The sequence below is a fragment of the Thalassococcus profundi genome (assembly GCF_003344785.1).
In the GTDB taxonomy this organism is placed as follows: Bacteria; Pseudomonadota; Alphaproteobacteria; order Rhodobacterales; family Rhodobacteraceae; genus Puniceibacterium; species Puniceibacterium profundi.
The window spans coordinates 96,883-115,794 of sequence record NZ_QPMK01000012.1 but is presented as its reverse complement, the minus strand read 5'-3'; the positions used below and the strand labels follow the sequence as shown (position 1 = coordinate 115,794).

The window sequence follows — 18,912 nt, the reverse complement described above, 5'->3', positions numbered from 1 at the left end:
CATGCTCTCCCGCGCCGGTATCACTCTGAGGACAAAGCTGACGCTGCTGGCTGTGGCCTCGGTCGCGGTGACCGTTCTGGCGACGTTCAGCCTCTCGGCGCTGCACTACTGGAACGCGCGGGACCGCGAATACACCGTGGCCGTGGACCGAATCGAACAGGCGGCGGCCGTCTATGCCGACCGGATCGAGGACGCTTTTCGCCTGATCGAGCTAGATGCGCGGGTGTTGGCCGAGCTTCCGACGGTCACCGACCTTGCGATGGCGGATCCGGGCGCCGCCCGATCCCAGCTGTCCGACCTGCGGTCACGCCTCGGGGCCGTCTTTGCGGGCCTGATCACGGTGCGGCCGGCCTATACCCAGATTCGCCTGATCCGCGCCGCTGACAACTGGCGCGAGATCGTGCGCGTGAACCGCAGTGGTGACGATGTTGAAGTGGTCGCGTGGGATGCGCTGCAAATCAAGGGCGCAGAGCCTTACCTGGCCGCCGGCGACAGGCTTGGCGCCGGGCAAAGCTACTTTTCCCGCATCACGCCCAACCGTGAAAACGGACAGGTGACCGGCCCCCCGACGCTGCGCTTCGTGCGACCGGTCTTCGATCCGGAGGGCGCGTTTTTCGGTGTCGTGGTGATCAATGCCGATTACGAAAATACGCTGCTCTCGGCTCAGCCCCGGCTGGCGCCGAGCGACCGGGTCACGGTGGTGAACGACGCTGGCGACTACATGGTCTTCGACAACGCGGAAGAGCCGCCGGTGATGCGGTTTCGTGCCGATCCCGACTGGGTGCCGCCCCTGGGGCTTGTCGTGGACGGACCGCAGGCGGATGAAGGACCGCTGACGGTCCTGAACGATCGGCTGCTGTATCGGCTCCCGATCCGGCCGGGCGCCGCCCATCAGCCCTTCGACCACCAGGTGATCACCGAATATGCCTTCGGCTCGATCCTCTCTCAGGCGCGCCAGACCCTGCCCGCCGAAGCCTTGCTGGGCACCTGCCTGGTGCTGTTGGCCGGTGCCGTGGCGACGGTCATGGGCGGGCAGATCGTGCATCCCCTGATCCGGCTCAACGCGCGGATACAGGCGGCGCGCGACACGGGCGCACCGATCACCTTTCCGCCCGGCGAAGGTGACGAAATCGGGCATCTCGCCGACAGCTTCACCGCGCTCACCAATGACCTCGTGCGGGAAAACACGCGCTTCCATGCGATCATGGAGGGGGCGGCCGATGCCATCCTCACCCTGTCGCCGGACGGTTTGATCGAAGGGTTGAACCCGGCCGCAGAGGCGCTCTTCGGCTGGCCGGCGGAGCAGGTGACCGGCCGTCCGGTGCAGACATTGATGCCATTGGAACTCAGCGTGGAGCGGCCGGCGGTGCACCGCGGGCTGGCGCTGACCGCCAGGCGCCGCGATGGCACCGAGGTTCCGCTCGAGATCACCGTGAGCGCATCGGAATATGCCGGCGTCCGGCAGGTGATCGTGGTGGCGCGCGATGTGACCGAACGGCACAGGGCCGACCGCGCCGTGGCCGACCTGGTCGCAAAGCTGGAGCGGTCGAATGCGGAACTCGACAAGTTCGCCTATGTCGCCTCGCATGATCTCAAGGCGCCGCTGCGGGTCATCGACAACGCGTCGCGCTGGCTCGAAGAGGATCTTGCGGAGGTCCTGACCGAAGACACCCGTGAGAGCCTGGGCATGCTGCGGGGACGTGTCGCGCGCATGCACCGGCTGCTCGACGACCTGCTGCGCCATGCCCGCATCGGTCGCCACGAACAGCCCTCGCGCGAAGTGACGGGCGAGGAAATGGCCCGCGACCTTGCAGCGCTACTGGACCCGCCGGACGGGTTCGACCTTATCTTCGAAGACAGTTTCCTTGGCATGACAATGCTCAACACACCGCTCCAGACCATTCTTGTGAACCTGCTCTCGAACGCCATTTCCCATCACGACCGGCCCCGCGGCACGGTCCGCGTCTCGGCGCGCGACTTGGGCGACGAACAGGTCTTCACAGTCGCCGACGACGGCCCGGGCATCGCGCCGGAATACCATCGCAAGGTGTTCGAGATGTTCCAGACGCTGAAGTCCCGCGACGAGCACGAATCAAGCGGCATGGGTCTGGCCATCGTGGCGAAATACCTGACGCTGGCCGGGGGGCGGGCCGAGATCGGGTCGGACACCGGACGCGGGACCGAAGTGCGCATCTACTGGCCCAAATCAGGCGCCGGCACCACACAGGTGGCGGCATGAGCGTGCTGGCGGTCGAGCATCCGCGGCTGACGGTGGTCCTGGTCGAGGACGACGACGCCGATGCCAAGGCGATGCGCCGCGCCTTGTCCGGATCGACCGCCGCCGGCACTGTGCTGCGGGCGGTCGACGGGGTCGCCGCGCTGGACCTCCTGCGCGGGGCGCATGGTCCGATGCCGGACCGGTTCCTGGTGCTGACCGATATCAACATGCCGCGGATGGATGGGCTTGAGTTCATCCGGACGCTGCGCGCCGATCCGGACCTGCACCGCGCGGTGGTGTTCCTGCTGACCAGTTCCGATACGGTCGAGGATCGCGAGGCGGCTTATGACGAACACGTGGCGGGCTATGTCCTCAAACAGGACCACGCCCGGTTCATCGAGCTTTTGAATCACTACTGGACCACCGTCGTCCTACCCGAAATCAGACCTGGCGGAGACGCGCATGCCCGACCTGACCATCTTGATCGTCGATGACGACGCCGGCGACCGGAAGGCGATCCGCCGCAGCCTGAAAGCTGTGCGGCCCGATGCCGCGGTCTTCGAGGCGAACCGGGCCGCACAAGCCTTTGATTTCGACGCCGCGGTGCCGGATATCGTCCTGCTCGACCACCGGTTGCCGGGGCGCAGCGGGCTCGATATCCTGGCGCGGCTGCTGTCCCTCTGGCCCCGGGCCGGGATCGTTCTGATGACCGGCCAGGGCGACGAGGACATCGCCAAAAGCGCGATCCAGGCCGGTGCCGTGGACTACATCGGCAAGCGGGCGATCACGCCCGAGGGCCTGGACCGCCTGGTGTCCGGCGCGCAGGACCGAGCCGAGCGCCGCTGGAAGGACCGGGCGCGTCAGGACGACCTCATGAGCTTTTCCGACGTGCTCGTCCACGATTTCAAGGCGCCGATCCGGGCCGTAAGAGCGCTGGCAGAGCAAATCCAGGACGATGTCGCGCGCGGCGATATGGACGAGGTTCGCGACTGCGCGCAGGACCTGTGCCTGGCCAGCGCGCAGATGGCCGAACTTGTGGACAGCCTCGCCGCGCACATCCGTCACGATCGCGAGGTCGAATTCAAGGAGACGCTGTTGACGGAGTTGATCGGACGAGCCGAAACCGCCCTGTCTCAGGAGATCGCCGCCGGCGGCGCCGCGGTTAGCCGTGACTTCGAAGACGTGATGCTGCATTGCTCGCCGCCGCAGGTGTCGCAACTGCTGCAGAACCTGCTCTCGAATGCGCTCAAGTACCGCGGCGAAGCCCCGCCGCGGATCACGATCAGCGCATCGCTGAGCGACGGGGGTGGCGCCGTGGTGCGGGTCGCGGACAACGGCATCGGCGTGCCGGAACCGTTCCGGCGGGGTATTTTCGATCCGTTCAAACGCATTCCCGGTCGTGCGCATCTGCCCGGCACAGGCTTGGGTCTGGCAACCTGCAAGAAGATCCTCGATCGCCACGGCGGTACGATCTGGTGCGAAGCCGGCGCGGCCGGGGGCGCGGTCTTTGCCTTTGCGATGCCACGCGCCCGCCTTGCCACGGCGCCGCCTGCGGAACTGACCTGCAAACGGGCATGACGACCCGCCGCGGCCCATGGGCCCGACATGGTTTGCGCCAGCCGGGCAGGGGCAACCAAGGGCCCAGGCCGGTCGACCTGCCGGCGCGCCGGATGACCTTGAGAGACAGGTTCCCCAAGCAGGGGGCGCACCAGTCGACCGAGGGGCTGCACCAGCCGAGCCGGGGATGTGCCGGACGACCAAGGGTCCTGGCCGGATGACCGGGAGAGACGCGTTCGCCAGGCAGGAGGCGCAGCAGTAAACCGACGGACCGCGCTGGGCGAATCGGGCATTCCGGTAGAGGAGGGCCGGCTTGACCGCCCGCAACACCGGTCTGGCAAGATCAGAACGGCATGTCGCGCAGCTTTTGCAGTGCCGGGTAGAGCGCCCGGTATGCCTCCAGGCGATCTGCGTGCCGCGCCGTCGGGCGCGGCAGGAACCGCTTGTCGGTCTCGGGCACCGATCCTATGTCGCTTGGCTGGGCCGCGCCACAGGCGACGGCTCCCAGCCGGGCCGCGCCGAGCGCCGGACCCACATCCGCGTCGCGTCCGCGGTGCACCGGGCGGTCGAGCACGTCGGAGATGGTCTGCAACAGCAGATCGCTGCGGGTCCCACCGCCGATTGCCAGCAGCGGATCGGGCAGGGCGGTGACCGACCCCACCGCGTCGCAGGCGTCGGCCAGCGAATAGGCGATCGCGTCCATGATCGCCCGCATCATCTCGGCCCGGCCGGTGTCGTTGCCCAGGCCGTAGAAGGCGCCGCGGATCGCCGTGTCGCCATGCGGCGTCCGCTCGCCGGTCAGGTAGGGCAGGAATAGCGGCACGCGGTCGAGCCGGGCGTCATCGGCCTCTGCAACCAGTTGGGCCACCGGTTGGCCGATTGCTTCGGCGAACCAGCTCATCGGGCGCGCGCCGTTCAGCATCGCGGCCATCTGGAACCACAGGCCGGGCAGGCAGTGGGCGTAGGAATGCAGCCCCCGGTCGGGGGCGGCCGCATAGCGGTCCGAGGCCACGAAAAGCTGCGCCGAGGTGCCGAGCGAGACAAAGCCGCGGCCCGGCGCCACGGCGCCCACGACGATGGCCCCCGCCGCCGCGTCGCCCGCACCGGCGGCGACCGGCAGGCCAGCGGGCAGACCGAGCTCGGCGGCGGCCTCTGCGGTCAGCGTTCCGGCGGTTTCGGTGCCCGGCACCACGCGCGGCAGCCAATCGGGATCGGTGGCGGTGGCGGCGCAGAGGCGGTCGGACCAGATTCGGTCCGCCTCGTCGAACCACCAGGTCCCGGCGGCGTCGCAGGGGTCGGTGACAAAGCCGCCGTGCAGCCGGTGGCCGATGTAATCCTTTGGCAGCAGGATCCGGGCGATGCGGGCGTGGATCTCCGGTTCGTGCCGGTGCAGCCAGAGCAGCTTCGGCGCGGTGAAGCCCGCCATGGGACGGACGCCCGCGATGGCCGCAAGTTCTGGGTGCGCCTGTTCCAGGGCGGTGCATTCCGCATCGCTGCGCCCGTCGTTCCACAGGATCGCAGGCCGCAGCACGGCGCCGCCGGCGTCCAGCAGCACCGCGCCATGCATCTGCCCCGACAGGCCGATGGCCCGGAGCCTGTCCGCCGCGCCCGGATTCTTGGCCAGCAGCGCGCGGGTGGCTGTGCGGACGGCGGTCCACCAATCCTGCGGGTTCTGTTCGCTCCAGCCAGGACGGGGGTGCGAAATGGTCAGAGGCTGGCTCTCCGTGGCGACGCTGGAGAGGCCGGCGTCGGCCAGACAGACCTTGACCGCAGAGGTGCCGATGTCGATGCCGAGGTACATGACCGTCCCGTGTTTCCGAAAGGTAGCGGTAACATGGCGCGGTTTCCGCGCGGGTGCAATCAGGGGCTGACCCAGTGCCCCTGCCAGCCGCCCTGCGTCCGTCGATAAAGGGCGCGGCGGTGCCGGTCGGGGTCCAGATGCAGCACATCGGCCCGTGAGAGCACGATCCGCACCGCGGTGAAATGCGCCACATCGGTGTCCAGCGCAAAGGCGTCGGGTCCGTCGATGGGTCTGCCCGGCGGCGGCGCCTTGCCGTAGCTGGTGCGGCTGTTGTCCGGAACCTCGGTCCAGCGCGCGGTGTCCGCATGGATCATGTGCGCCCGGCCGGAAAGACGCAGCTGCACCAGCGCCTTAGCATCCCAAAGGTGCAGGCTCACCCGCGGATCGGCGGCGATTTCGGCCACCTTGTCCGAGCCGCGGTCGGTGTGGATCTCGGCCTCTGCCGTGGCGGGGATGTAGCGGCGCAGCATCACGCTGCGCAGGCGAGGACCGTCCTGGCCGAGAGTACCCAGCGTGAGCAGGGGGCCGCTGCCCGGACCGCCGATCAGCGCCAGCGCGTGTGACAGAAATCTGTCCAGCGTCGGGGTGTCACTCATACCCGGTCATCTCCAGGTAGCCGCGTCCTCCATGGCTGCCGGTGATGCGCACCGGGCCTTCCCAGTAGGGAAACGCGGTGTCCATCCAGGCGTCGCCGTTGACGGCGTCGATTTCGAGGTCGACATTCTGGTCGGGAAGGCGCACCCGCCACCGGGTAGGCACCCGGCGTCCGGCCACCTCGGTCTGCGCGAGAGGCTCCAGCTGCAGGGTGCCGTCGCCGTAGGACGTGACCTCGCCCGAGGGCGCGACCCAGGTGGCGGAGGTGAAATGCCCGCCGTCGCGGCTGCGCAGGCCGAATCCCATGAGCTTGGCGCCGGAGTCGAGGTGCAGAGAAATCCAGTCCCACCCGGTCTGGTCCTCGGCCAGCGGTTGCGACGACCATTCGCGGTCGAGCCACGCCTGCCCGGTGACCTCCACGGGGCCCGAGGGCAGGGTGACGGTGCCGGCGACCTCGTAGAAGGGCTGCGAATAGTAGTAGCTGACGGCGCCGCCGGCGGATTTCATCGAATAGCCGTGGTCGCCCTGCAGCACGATCGGGCCTTGCGCGGCGAGGTCGATGTCATAGGCGAAGTCCGTCCCGCGCGCGCTGACACGCAGGCTGTCCAGCGGATCGGCGCCGCCGGTGCTGCGCATGGCCCAGTCGTCGATGAAGGCTTCGAACCCCTCCAGCGTGACCCCTGCCTGGCCGATCCCGCCCCGCGCCAGCCGTTCCGCGACAAGGTGCATGTCCGGCGTGGTCACGGCGGCATGGCCCATCCAGAGCTGTTCCGGCCCGTCATCCGTGCCACCCGGCGCCAGTGCGCTGCGAAAGAGCGTCCATTGCAGGCCCATCGGCGTGCCGTCGGGGCCGGTCAGGTTCGCGGTCAGGTACCACCATTCGATGCGGTAGCCGGGATGGGCGGCGTGGTCCGCCGGGAATTGCAGGGCGCGGTCGCGGTCGGGCTGCGCGAAATCTGCCGATGCGGTGCCCAGACCGGCAAAGCCTTGCGCGCCCGCGGGCAGGGCGCCGAGCATCAGCCCAATCGCGGCAAGGCAGGATTTCAGCAGCGCGTCAGCGTTCATTGGCAAAGACCCTCAGCAGATCGGCGGCCGGCAGTCGCGTGAGGCGCAGCACCGGCCAGAGGCAAGCCGCGAGCGCCGCCAGCGTGGCCCAGAGCGCGAGCCAGATCCAGTCGGCGGGGAACAGCGTCATCGGCAAACGCCAGCCGAAGGCCTCGACGTTGACGATGTTGAGCAGCACCCAGGCCAACGCCAGCCCCAGCGGGATCGCCAGCAGGCAGGTCAGGAGCGCCAGCAGGACGGTGCGCGCCACTTCGAAGATTGCGAGCCGCCGGGGCGTGAGGCCAAGCGCCCAGACCGGGGCGAGTTGCGGCAGGCGCAGGCCCGAGAGGCTCAGCAGGCTGGTCAGCATGGCAAAGGCCGCGACGCCGAGGGTCAGGACGTTGAGTGCTTCGGACACCAGGAAGGTGCGGTCGAACACGTCGAGCGAAAAGCGTTTCACGGCGGACTGGTCGATGGCGTTTGCCTCGGGCAGGCCGAAGTCGGCGCGCAGCGCGGTCTGGACCTCGGATACTTGATAGGAGGGCAGGCGCACGGCGTAGCGCAGGCGCGGGCGGTCGGGAAAGCGCTGGCTCAGCGCGTCGATTCCGGTGATCGCCTGGCCGCGGGTGTTGCCGTAGTCGGAATAGACACCCGCGACGGGCAGCTGCCAATCGGGCGTGATCTCCAGCCGTGCGCCAAGTGCGATGTCCTCGCGCCGGGCCAGCTGTTCGTTGATCAGCACGCCGGTGCCGTCGGCGACGCGGTCCCAGACATCGGGCACGGCGTCGAGCAGGGGCCAGTTGTCGCGATAGGTGGCATGATCGACGATGCCGAAGACCTCGGCGGGCGCGCCGCGCAGGGGCAGGTCCACCGACCAGATCGGCAAGAGCGCGTCGGCGCGCGGTTCCAGGTAGGCGCGCAGGTCTTCGGCCTCTGCCGGGTCGCGCGCGGTGACGTACAGCTCGGCCGCCAGCCGCTGGTCCAGCCAGCCGGTGAAGGTGTCGCGAAACGATCCCACCATGGTGCCGACGCCGATGTTGGCGGCCAGCGCCAGCAGCAGCGCCATCAGCGCCAGGGACAGCGGCGGGACCTGCTGGCGCGCATCGGCCAACAGCCATTCGCCCAGCACCCCACGCGGCGCCCGTTGCAGCAACGCCAGCAGGCCCAGAAGCAGCGCGGGCAGGGCCAGCGCCGCGCCGATCAGGAGCGCGGCGAGGCAGGCGAACCCCGCCACCAGCGACCCGCCCCAGAACGCCAGCGCTCCGGACAGCGCCAGCAGGGCGACCGCTACGGCCAGCTGCGTCAGGATCGCCCGTTGCGAGGCGCGCGCCCAGGCGCGGGGCTGCGCCGGCGACAGGATCGGCATCTGCGACACGCGCCAGAGCGATTGCGCCCCGGCGGCTGCGGCGCCGAGCAGACTTATGGCCAGAGCCGAGACCGCCCAGAGCGGATCGAACCCCAGCTGGCCCGACACCTCGGCGCCGTAGAGGCCGCGCAGTGTGGCCGCGACGCCGGGCAAGAGTGCCGCCGCGATGACGTAGCCCAGGGCGATGCCCGCAAGGCCCGAGAGCGTCGCCAGCGCCAGCAACTCCGCCGCCAGCAGCGCCATCAGCCGCCGCAGCGGCACGCCGAGCGCGCGCAGGGTGCGAATCGCCGAGCGGCGCTGCTCGAAGGCCAGGCCGATCGCCGATTGCACGATGAAGAGCCCCACGGCAAAGGCCAGCAGGCCGAAGGCGGTGAGATTGAGGTGAAAGCTGCGGGTGAGCTGCGCGAGGTCGCCGCCCGCCTGATCTTCGGTGAGCGTCAGGTCGGTGACCTCCGACAGCGGCGGCAGGCCCATGGGCTGTTCACGCGCCACGAGCAGGTGGTCAACGCCGTCGCGGCCCAGCAGCCTTTGCGCCAGGCGGAAATCGACCAGCGCGGTGCCGGGGGGCACCTGTGCGGACTGGATATGCGGCGGCAGGCCCGGACCGTCGAGCAGCGGCGCGGTTTCGGGCGCGACGATCATCAGCCCGTCGACCGAGAGGAACCGGGGCAGCGCGTCACCGCCCTCCAGCAGAGGCTCCAGTCCGGGGCGGGGCGGGGTGGTGAGGGGATCGACCCCGATGAGACGCAGGCTGTCGGTGGCCAGCGGCAGGTCGCCCTCGATCACCGGGCTGACCAGCCAGCCGGCGCGGCGCAGGGCGACGAATTCGGCAATGGGGACCGGACCGTCGCCGGTCAGCCGCCGCAGCGGCGTCTGGCCCAGGTCGGCGGCGGCGCGGTCGTAGCTCGCGCGCGCCTCGGCATTGACCGCCTGCACGCCGGACCAGAGCGCCGTCGCCAGCATCAGCCCGACGCAGAGCGTGACCAGTTGCACCGGGTGCCGCCGCCAGTGCGACAGCAGGGCGAGGAAGGCCGTCCGGTTCACACGATCCGGCCTTTTTCCAGGTGCAGCCGCCGGTCGAGCCGCGCGGCCAGCCGGGGCGAATGGGTAACCATTAGGAAGGCGGCGCCGCTGTCGCGTGCGAGATCCAGCATCAGGTCGAGCACCGTGTCGGCGGTGGCTTCGTCCAGGTTGCCGGTGGGTTCGTCGGCCAGCACCACCTCGGGCCGCAGGGCGACGGCGCGGCCGATGGCGACGCGCTGCTGCTGTCCGCCCGAGAGCTGCTCGGGGTAGCGGTCGAGCAGGTCGGCGAGCCCCAGCCGGTCGGTCAGTTCAGCGGTCCAGTCGGCGTCGAAACGCTCTGCCAGCCGCGCCTGAAAGCTCAGGTTCTGCGCGACGGTGAGTGAGGGAATGAGGTTAAGCTGTTGAAAGATAACGGCGATCCGGGACCGGCGCATCGCCGCGCGGCCGGTTTCATCAAGGTCGTGCAAAACGGTGTCTTGCAAGCTGATGCGACCCGCGTCGGGGGTGTCGAGACAGCCCAGAAGGTGCAAAAGCGTGCTCTTGCCCGATCCGCTCTCGCCGGTCAGGGCCACGCTTTCGCGCGCCGCCATATGCAGTGACACACCGCGCAACACCTCGAGCCTGCGCCCCGCGCTGGGGTAGGATTTCACCAGGTTTTGCGCGTCGAGCACGGGGGGCCTCCATTGCCGGTGGCGTGATATCTAGCGGACCCGCGCCGCGGTTAAAGGGCGACAGGCCGTCAGCGCGCATCGGTCGCAGAGGGCGGGGTCAAAAGCGGGAAAGGGGGTGGTGGCGTGGGGGAGACTCGAACTCCCGACCTAACGATTATGAGTCGTTCGCTCTAACCAACTGAGCTACCGCGCCGTACCGTGGGCGGTGGGTAAGGCAGCCCGCCGCCCCCGTCAAGCGCAAAAATCGCCGGTATTCGCAAGGGTCGCGGCGGCAATCCAGCGCCCCGGAAACACGGGGAAGGACGGGCCGCGGCGACGGTTATTTGACGATGACCTCGTCCTTGACGAACATGTTGGCCCAGGCGCGGTCGACCAGGTCAGGCGTCATTTTGTAGGGGATGCCCTCGAAGTCGCAGACCGCGATCATCTGGTCGATGAGGAACACCGGCTGGTAGTTCGCGTAGGTGTTGTCGATGGTCGGGTACTTGTTCTTGAGCAGGTGCACGAGCGACTTTTCGCACAGCTGCATCTTCTTCTTGCGCGCCACCATGGCGAAGATCTTGAGGAAATCCTCCTGGCTGGGGCCGTCGATCTTGATCTTGAAGAAGATCCGGCGCAGCGCGGCCTTGTCGAAGATCTCGTTGGGGTGGAAGTTGGTCGAGAAGATCACCAGCGTGTCGAAGGGCACCTCGAATTTCTCGCCCGATTGCAGGGCAAGGATGTCCTTGGATTCCTCGAGCGGCACGATCCAGCGGTTGACCAACTTCTGCGGCGGTTCGGCCTGCCGGCCAAGGTCGTCGACGATGAAGATGCCGCCGGTGGATTTCAGCTGCAGCGGCGCCTGGTAGGTGCGCGCGGTGGGGTTGTAGACGAGGTCCAGCATGTCCAGAGACAGTTCGCCACCGGTGATGACGGTGGGGCGCTGGCACATGACGTAGCGGCTGTCGAAGCTGTTGTTGCGGCGCAGGCGGGTCGGGTCGTCCACCAACTCTTCGGCCTTGGAATGCACGATCGGGTCGTAGACGGTGATGACCTGGCCGGAATATTCAATGGCGCGGGGGACGTAGATCTTGTCGCCCATCGCGTCGCGGATGCCGTTCGAAATCGAGGATTTGCCGTTGCCCGGGGGACCGTACATCAGGATCGACCGGCCTGCACCGACGGCGGGGCCGAGGTTGCCCAAGAGGCTGGGCGGCAGGATCAGGTGGCCCATTGCAGAGGTCAGCTGCTCGCGGGTCAGGTGGACGTTGCGGATCGACTGACGCTCGACCTGTTCGCGGTAGATCGCCAACGGCACCGGCATGGCGCCGAAGTACTCCGACTGCGCCAGCGCATCCAGCGCCCGCGCCTTGCCGGCATCGGTGAGCTGGTAGGACATCTCGCTGCCGGCGCTGGCGCTGAGCGTGCCCATTGCCTCGAGCAGGGACTGGCTGCGCGCCAGGTCGATCAGTTCCTGGGTGATCGGGATCGGCAGACAGAGCGCGCGGGCCAAATCGCTTACATTATTGGTGTTCTTGCGAAACAGCGTCTTTAGCATGATGTCGCGCATCATCACCATCGGCAGAAGCATGTCCTCGATCCGCTTGGGCGGGGGCGGGGCCATCACGTTGCTGGTCTGCATGTTCATCGGAATCGGGCCTGTGCTGGGTCTGCTTTGGCGCGAGTGAACAGGGATTTTGTGGCAATCTGAGGGCTGGGGATTGGCTTTGCCGGGGCAGGGCGGAATGGGCTTTCGAGCGATACGGGAGACGCCGTGCGCTGGGAGGCGCAATCGCCCTTCGGGCGATACGAGAGACCAGTCTCTCGTGCTCTCTGAGGGTTATTGTGAACCGAAGAAGGACTGACGTGCCATCAGCTGCCCAAAGCCGCGCCCAGGGTCAGGTAGATGGCCAGCGTGCCGCCCAGGGCCATGCCCATGGGAAATTTCGATCCCGTGACCCAGCTTTTCCAGTGCGGGGCGATGTCGCGCAGGCGGGTGTGCTTGGCCAGCCGGTGGGCGCAGAAGGCGGCAAGCAGGTTGGCGGCGAAGAGCAGCATGACCAGCGCCGCGTCGCCGGGCCAGATCAGCGGTGCGGCGGCGGCGGCGAATTTCGCGTCGCCCGCGCCCAGCACGCCGGCCATGTTGAAGGCGATGCCCAGCACCAGCACCACGATCAGCGCGACATAGCGCCAGAGGTAAATGTCCAGGGGCAGGACAAACAGGCCGATCACCGCATAGACTGCGAAGAGCGCCACCACCGCGTGGTTCTTGATGCGCATGTCGCGCATGTCGGTGAAGACCGTGTAGAGGCAGAGCGGCAGCACGAAGGGCAAAAAGCAGAGCGCTGCAAAGGCGGGGATCTGCACGCCTCAGCCCTTGTTCGTCATGTTCTCTTCGAGCGCCCGCAGGGACCGCACGGCGGCTTCGAAATGCTGCGGGTGGGTGTCGACCGCCTCGCGGAAGAGGCCCTTGCCGGTTTCCACGTCGCCGCGCTTGACGGCGGCGAGCCCGAGGGTGTGCAGCAGCTGCGCGCGTTCTTCCTGGGTCATCGGCACCACAGGCAGCACGTAGTTGCCTTGCGCGCCGCGCGCGAGCACGAGGTTGTTCTTGGCGGTGAAAAGGTCGTTTTCCTGGCGGATGGCATCGGAGAAGAGCCGTTCGGCGGCCGGAAAATCGCCGCGGGTGAGCTTGGAATAGCCCCAGTTGTTCATCACCGAAGCGGGCGTCGTGGTCAGGCCCACCGCGGTTTCGTAGAAGGCATCGGCCTTCTTCCAGTTCTTCTGGCTGTCGGCGATCATCGCCTCGAGCCGGTAGCGCTTGAAGGTCTCGTAAGTGGGCGGGATGCTGTTGAGCGCCGCCGCGGCGCCGTCCCAGTCGCTGGCGCGGATGCGGGCATCGGCCAGTTCCACCTTGTCCGCATGGGTGGCGTCGGCGTGCTCTGCCACCGCGGCCCAGGCCGACACGCCTTCGGTCACGCGCTTGGCGCGGATCAGGGACATGGCCAGCCCGCGTTGCAGGTCGATGCGGTCGGGGGTGTCCGCGAGCGCGCGCTGGAAATACGACACGCCTTCGTTGGGATCGGCGACGGTCAGCATCACCTCGTTGAGGTTGGTTTCGTCCACCACGTTGACGTTCTGGAAGGCGCGATCGACTTCGGGACCGGTTTTCTTGTCGCCACATGCGGACAAGCCGATCACCCCTGCCGCGCAGAGGGAAAGAAGGATAGGGTGGCGCATCTTTGCGTCCTTTTACTGCTCTTGCCTCGTCACGATGCGCGGCGGATGATGTAGGTGCTCATCCCGCGGCGCAACAGTTTGAAGTCTTCTTCTGGTTCAGGACCATACAGAGAATTATCGCGTTTTGCGAGCGCCAAGCGCAGATTGTCGCGAATTGAGTCACTTTGGCCATTGTCGAGCGCGAAGGCCTTGCGGAAGACCTCGGCGGCTTCGGAGGATTTGTCGCGCTCCAGCAGCACGACGCCCAGATTGTTCCAGGCTTCGGGCCATTCCGGTTCTTCCTCGACGGCGCGGCGCAGCAGGTCCTCGGCCTGGTTCAGGCGCCCGAGCCCGAGGTTGGCGCTGCCGAGCGCTGTCAGCATCTCGCCTGTGAGGCCGCGGCTGGCGGCGGCGCGCTGGAAGGCCTCAAGCGCCAGTTCGTGCTGGCCCGCTTCCATCAGGCGGTGGCCCACCACGAGGCCGTCCACCGCTTCGCCGCGGGGGTCGATGTCGGGGGCGAAGACCCGGCCGTCGGACGCGGATTGGCCGCCCGGAGTACAGGCGGCCAGGAGGATCGTGCAGATGGCGCAGCCCGTAAGGCCAAGGCGCATGGTCAGTTTCCGATATTGCCCATCTCGGTGATGCCCACCGCGGACGGACCCACGAGAATGATCAGCAGCGGCGGCACCGTCAGCATCATAGTGGTCAGGGTCATCTTTGTCGGCAGCTTGTTTGCCTTTTCTTCCGCACGCATGACCCTTTTGTCACGCATTTCGTCGGCGTAGACCCGCAGGGCGTCGGAAATCGAGGTGCCGAAGGACTGCGACTGGTTGAGCACGGTCACGAAAGAGCTCACGTCCTGCACGCCGCAGCGTTCGGACATGTCGGCCAGCACCTGGGACTTGTCCTTGCCCGCCTTCATCTCGAAGCTCACAAGTTCGAATTCGTCGGCGAGGTTGGGGTAGGATGCGCGCAGTTCCTTTGAGATCCGCACGATCGCCTGGTCCATGCTCTGGCCCGCCTCGACGCAGACCAGCATCATGTCGAGCGCGTCGGGAAAGCCGCTTTCGATCTCTTCCTTGCGGGCGGCAACGCGGCGGGTGATCCAGTACTTGGGAAACATGTAGCCCGCGGCACCCGGCCCGAGGCAGTAGAGCAGCATCTGCTGGGTGGTCGCCTGTTCCTTGCCGATGAACAGCAGGAAATAGCTCACGCCGGCGACCAGCAGGCCGATGCCCAGGGTGAACTGCGCGAAGTAGAAGTAGCGCACCGCATCCTTGGTGCGGTAGCCCGCCTGCAGCAGGCGCAGCCGCACCGCCGACAGTTCCTTTTCGTCCTGCGGTTCGAGGAACTGCGCGTATTTGTTCAGTTTCTCGTTGCGGCGGTTGTCGCGCAGCACCGCCTTGGTGTTCTCTTCGAGCTTCTTGCGCCCGGATTTCTCGATCAGCTTGTCCATCGGATCGGGCTTCTGGCTCAGAAGCATCGGGATGGTGGACAGGATCATGATGAACCCGAGGCCGCCCACGACGATGAGCGGACCGGCGGGGCCCAGCAGGTCGGTGATCATCGCGTTGAGGTTGGTGATGAGATCCATGGTCGGGCGCCCCTATACCTTGATGTTCACGAGGATGCGCATGACGATCAGGTTCAGCGCGAGAAAGATGCCGACGATGAAGCAGGCCGGAATGAACCACGGGTGGTCGAGCACGTCGTCGTAGTAATGCGGATCGGTGATCTGGATCACGATCAGCGCGCCCAGCGGGAAGCCGGACAGGAACTTGCCCGACCACTGCGCTTCGGCGGTGATCGCCTTGACCTTGCGGAACAGGCGGAAACGGGCGCGGATCACCTTGGCGAGACCTTCGAGGATCTCGGCCAGGTTGCCGCCCGACTGCTGCTGGATCGCCACGGCGACGGCGAGAAAGCGCAGATCCTGCATGTCGAGCCGTTCGGCCATGTGCTTGAGCGCCTCGCCGATATCGCGGCCATAGGTGGCCTCATCGGCGATGATGCCGAATTCGGTGGCCAGCGGATCCTGGATCTCCTTCGACACGATGGAAATCGCCGACGAGAACGGATGGCCGACGCGCAGGGAGCGCACCATCAGCTCGACCGCGTCGGGCAGCTGTTCCTCGATCATGCCAAGCCGTTTCTTGGCCTTGAAATTCACCCACATGAAGACGCCGCCGACACCCATGACGATGCCCATGACGATACGGACGGGCAGGGTGGCCTCGGTCCCCGCCGAAAGCCCGAAGAACGCGACGAAGCTGACCAGCACCATGATCAGCATCAGCTGTTTCGGGGTAAAGGCGATGGCGGCCTTCTGCGCGCGATCCGCGAGCAGGGAATAAAGCGGTACCGACCGCGACTTCATGTGCTGGTCCATCTCCTTGCGGAGCTTGGCCAGCACTTCCTGCCGCTGCGTACCCTTGTCGAGCATCTGCAAGCGGCGGTTGACGCGGTTGTTGAGGCTGATCGACTTGCCGAAGACAAGCAGGTACGCCCCTTCGACCAGGACCAGAACGCTGATGAAGATCAGCCCGTAGATGATTGGTTCTGCGCTGAGCATAGCCGTGTTACCCCTGCCCCATGGGCTCGTAGATCGAGGGCGGAAGATCGTAGCCCCACATCTTGAACCGTTCCGAATAATGGCTTCTCACGCCGGTGGCGGTGAAATGGCCGATGATCTTGTTGTCCGGCGTCAGGCCCACGCGCTGATAGCGGAACAGCTCCTGCATGGAGATGACCTCGCCTTCCATGCCGGTGATCTCGGTGATCGAGGTCATGCGGCGCGAGCCGTCCTGAAGGCGGCTGGCCTGCACGATGAGGTTCACGGCCGAGCTGATCTGGCTGCGCATCGCCTTGAGCGGCATCTCGATCCCGGCCATGGCGATCATGTTCTCGAGACGGCTGACGCCGTCGCGGGCGCTGTTGGCGTGGATCGTGGTCATTGACCCGTCGTGGCCGGTGTTCATGGCCTGCAGCATGTCGATGACCTCCTCGCCGCGGGTTTCGCCGACGATGATGCGGTCGGGGCGCATCCGCAGCGCGTTCTTGAGGCAGTCGCGCGGGGTGACGGCGCCCTTGCCCTCGACGTTGGCGGGGCGGCTTTCCATCCGACCCACGTGTGTCTGCTGCAGTTGCAGTTCCGCCGTGTCCTCGATGGTCAGGATCCGCTCGCTGTCGTCGATGAAGGAGGACAGCGCGTTAAGCGTGGTGGTCTTGCCGGAACCGGTACCGCCAGACACGATGATGTTGAGCCGGCAGGCGACGGCCGCCTGCAGGTAGACGGCCATTTCTTCGGTGAAGGCGCCGAAGCGCACGAGGTCGTCGATACCCAGCTTGTCCTTCTTGAACTTCCGGATCGACACCAGGCTGCCGTCGACCGCGATGGGCGGCACCATGGCGTTGAAACGCGATCCGTCGGCCAGACGGGCGTCGACATAGGGGTTGGATTCATCGACGCGCCGGCCCACGGCCGACACGATCTTGTCGATGATCCGCATCAGGTGGCGTTCGTCCTTGAAGGTCACGTCCGAGAGCGACAGCTTGCCGTTCTGTTCGATGAAGATCTGCTGCGGGCCGTTGACCAGGATATCCGACACCGTGTCGTCCTTGAGCAGCGTCTCGAGCGGGCCGAGGCCCTTGACCTCGTCGTACAGCTCCTGGTTCAGGGTCAGGCGTTCTTCGCGGTTGAGCACGATACCCTTTTCCTGCAAAGCCTCGCTGGCGATGGCGCTGATCTCGTCGCGCAGGTCCTTGTCCGTCGCGGTGTCGATGGCAGCGAGGTTCAGGTTGTCGAGCAGCGCCCGGTGCAGTTCGAGCTTGATCTCGCCCAGGCGTTCCTTGCGTTTCTTGTCCTTGTCCTGCGCGGCGACCTCGACCGGGCGCTTGGGCATCGGCTTGCGCATGGAAAGCTTGTTCGCTTCCACCGATTGCGTGAGCGGCGCCTGTTCGGCGACAGGGGTCGCCGGGGCCGCGCCCTGGTTCTTCTTGTAGCGTGAAAACATGGCAGTCTCCTTCAGGCGGCTTCGGCATCGGACTGGCCGATCCGGTGCAGCGACGCCGCAAGCTTGGCGATTTCCTTGCGCAGCGGGTTCTTGGCCGAATGGCTGGCCAGCGGCATGCCGTGATCGCAGGCCTGGCCGACCACCCGCCCGCCGTCGGGCAGTTGCACGTCGATCGAGATGCCCAGGCTTTCGGCCATGCGCTTGACCCGGCTTTTACCCTGCAGGTCGGTGAATTTCGGCGCGTGGTTCAGCAGGAAGCGCAGTTTCTCGAAGGGCAGTTCCTCGGATTGCAGCGCGCGCTTGAGACGCAGGGCGTTCTGGGCCGAGCGCATGTCGAGCTCGACCATGGCGAAATAGACCTGTGCCGCGTTCAGCACCGTTTCGGACCACTGCACGAGCGTCTGCGGCATGTCGACGACGACGTAGTCGAAGTGTTCGCGTGCCACGTCCAGCAGCTTTGCCACGTCCTCGGACCCCAGCATGTCGAGCGGCAGGATGTCGGCGGGGGCGGTGAAGACCTGCAGCTTGTCCTCGAAGGACACCAGCGCCTGGCCGAAGCTGTCGCCGTCCATGCTTTCGATGTCCGACAGCAGTTCCAGCACCGAATCACGGCGGGGCAGGTCGAGATAGGTCGCGACCGCGCCGAATTGCAGGCCGAGGTCGATCAGGCAGACGCGCGGCGGCTTGTCCTTGCTGACCGTGGCGAGTTCCCAGGCCAGGTTCACTGCCAGCGTCGTGGCACCGCAACCACCTGCAAGGCCTTGCACGGCGATCAGCACACCGTCTCCGCCGCCGTGCAGCTTGACGCCCGCGTCGGCGCCTGCCGGCGCCGCGGCGGCCGTCATCGCCGCCGGAGCGGGAGCGCGCAGGCGCATCACCGCGGCTTCGAGTTCCGATTCGGGCAACGGGTAGGGCACGAACTCGTCCGCGCCGGTGCGCAGAAGCTGGTGCAGCGAGGCGGGGGTGACATCCTCTGCAATGAGGATCACCTTGATATTGCGGGCTTTTGCCGTGGTAATGATGCCGGTCAACTGCGCCAGGTCGGCCTCGTCGATCTCGTCGATGGCCATGGCGACGAATTCCAGGCTGCCGGCGTCAGGCTGGTTCAGGAACGCTTGCGCATCCTCGAATCCAAGATCGCCCCAGGCTTCGCCCAGGATCGATTCCATGTCCTCGATGAGAAGATCGAAGTTCTGCACATCCCGGCTGATCGTGCAGGCCCTGATCGGACCCGGATCGTCGTTCATCGTCGTCGAACTCGTCATGTGCCTCACATCCTTTGTCTGTCCAGCTCCGGTCCCGGCATGGGGGGCGCGCTGTGGCAGCCGCTTTCCGGGTCCGGACTTGGCCAACCCGGCTTCTGCCGGACGGACCTATCCCATGCCGTGAACCTGCCGGGAAAAGGCGGCAACATTGGGGCCAAAAGATCG

16 protein-coding genes and 1 tRNA gene are annotated in these 18,912 nt (G+C 66.8%); 3 read left to right on the top strand and 14 right to left on the bottom strand.

Annotated features, from left to right (window positions below; all coding sequences use genetic code 11):
- Nucleotide 1: 1 nt before the first annotated feature.
- Genes DU478_RS15130 through DU478_RS15120 form a run of 3 tightly spaced genes read left to right on the top strand, consistent with a single transcriptional unit; the run spans nucleotide 2 to nucleotide 3,796 of the window.
- The gene (locus DU478_RS15130; protein WP_114511806.1) at nucleotides 2–2,239 is read left to right on the top strand and encodes a sensor histidine kinase; all 2,238 of its coding nucleotides are present in this window, start codon (nucleotides 2–4) and stop codon (nucleotides 2,237–2,239) included.
- On the top strand, nucleotides 2,236–2,712 hold the full coding sequence (locus DU478_RS15125) for a response regulator (protein ID WP_114511805.1): 477 nt from the start codon (nucleotides 2,236–2,238) through the stop codon (nucleotides 2,710–2,712). The genes DU478_RS15130 and DU478_RS15125 overlap by 4 nt, the downstream gene beginning before the upstream one ends.
- Nucleotides 2,681–3,796, top strand: coding sequence for a sensor histidine kinase (locus tag DU478_RS15120; protein WP_114511804.1), 1,116 nt, complete (start codon nucleotides 2,681–2,683; stop codon nucleotides 3,794–3,796). Before DU478_RS15125 ends, DU478_RS15120 begins: the two co-directional genes overlap by 32 nt.
- Nucleotides 3,797–4,118: 322 nt before the next feature.
- Here the strand turns inward: DU478_RS15120 and xylB are convergent, their stop codons facing one another.
- The 14 genes from xylB to DU478_RS15050 all read right to left on the bottom strand — a co-directional run bounded on the left by xylB (nucleotide 4,119) and on the right by DU478_RS15050 (nucleotide 18,747).
- Complete coding sequence (xylB, locus tag DU478_RS15115; protein WP_114511803.1) at nucleotides 4,119–5,576, bottom strand: xylulokinase; 1,458 nt, start codon at nucleotides 5,574–5,576, stop codon at nucleotides 4,119–4,121.
- Nucleotides 5,577–5,635: 59 nt separating this feature from the next.
- A complete protein-coding gene (locus DU478_RS15110; protein ID WP_114511802.1) occupies nucleotides 5,636–6,172 on the bottom strand; it encodes a pyridoxamine 5'-phosphate oxidase family protein in 537 nt (178 codons plus the stop codon).
- Complete coding sequence (locus tag DU478_RS15105) at nucleotides 6,165–7,235, bottom strand: lipocalin-like domain-containing protein (protein ID WP_233501321.1); 1,071 nt, start codon at nucleotides 7,233–7,235, stop codon at nucleotides 6,165–6,167. The genes DU478_RS15110 and DU478_RS15105 overlap by 8 nt, the downstream gene beginning before the upstream one ends.
- A complete protein-coding gene (locus DU478_RS15100) occupies nucleotides 7,225–9,624 on the bottom strand; it encodes an FtsX-like permease family protein (protein WP_233501320.1) in 2,400 nt (799 codons plus the stop codon). Before DU478_RS15100 ends, DU478_RS15105 begins: the two co-directional genes overlap by 11 nt.
- Complete coding sequence (locus DU478_RS15095; protein ID WP_114511801.1) at nucleotides 9,621–10,274, bottom strand: ABC transporter ATP-binding protein; 654 nt, start codon at nucleotides 10,272–10,274, stop codon at nucleotides 9,621–9,623. Before DU478_RS15095 ends, DU478_RS15100 begins: the two co-directional genes overlap by 4 nt.
- A gap of 116 nt (nucleotides 10,275–10,390) precedes the next feature.
- Nucleotides 10,391–10,467: transfer RNA gene (locus DU478_RS15090), tRNA-Met, on the bottom strand.
- A gap of 126 nt (nucleotides 10,468–10,593) precedes the next feature.
- The gene (locus DU478_RS15085) at nucleotides 10,594–11,901 is read right to left on the bottom strand and encodes an ATPase (protein ID WP_114511800.1); all 1,308 of its coding nucleotides are present in this window, start codon (nucleotides 11,899–11,901) and stop codon (nucleotides 10,594–10,596) included.
- A gap of 224 nt (nucleotides 11,902–12,125) precedes the next feature.
- On the bottom strand, nucleotides 12,126–12,620 hold the full coding sequence (locus DU478_RS15080; protein WP_114511799.1) for a prepilin peptidase: 495 nt from the start codon (nucleotides 12,618–12,620) through the stop codon (nucleotides 12,126–12,128).
- Between the two features lie 3 nt (nucleotides 12,621–12,623).
- The gene (locus tag DU478_RS15075; RefSeq protein WP_114511798.1) at nucleotides 12,624–13,490 is read right to left on the bottom strand and encodes a tetratricopeptide repeat protein; all 867 of its coding nucleotides are present in this window, start codon (nucleotides 13,488–13,490) and stop codon (nucleotides 12,624–12,626) included.
- A gap of 29 nt (nucleotides 13,491–13,519) precedes the next feature.
- A complete protein-coding gene (locus DU478_RS15070; RefSeq protein WP_114511797.1) occupies nucleotides 13,520–14,080 on the bottom strand; it encodes a tetratricopeptide repeat protein in 561 nt (186 codons plus the stop codon).
- Between the two features lie 2 nt (nucleotides 14,081–14,082).
- Entirely contained in the window at nucleotides 14,083–15,063 is a 981-nt protein-coding gene (locus DU478_RS15065; protein WP_114511796.1) for a type II secretion system F family protein, read from the bottom strand.
- Nucleotides 15,064–15,075: 12 nt separating this feature from the next.
- The gene (locus DU478_RS15060; RefSeq protein WP_114511795.1) at nucleotides 15,076–16,041 is read right to left on the bottom strand and encodes a type II secretion system F family protein; all 966 of its coding nucleotides are present in this window, start codon (nucleotides 16,039–16,041) and stop codon (nucleotides 15,076–15,078) included.
- 7 nt (nucleotides 16,042–16,048) lie between these two features.
- Nucleotides 16,049–17,482 (bottom strand): CpaF family protein, encoded by a 1,434-nt coding sequence (locus DU478_RS15055; protein ID WP_114511794.1) that lies wholly within the window; start codon nucleotides 17,480–17,482, stop codon nucleotides 16,049–16,051.
- 11 nt (nucleotides 17,483–17,493) lie between these two features.
- Nucleotides 17,494–18,747 carry an AAA family ATPase gene (locus tag DU478_RS15050; RefSeq protein WP_114511793.1) on the bottom strand — a complete coding sequence of 418 codons (1,254 nt, stop codon included), beginning with the start codon at nucleotides 18,745–18,747 and terminating at the stop codon, nucleotides 17,494–17,496.
- Nucleotides 18,748–18,912: the final 165 nt, after the last annotated feature.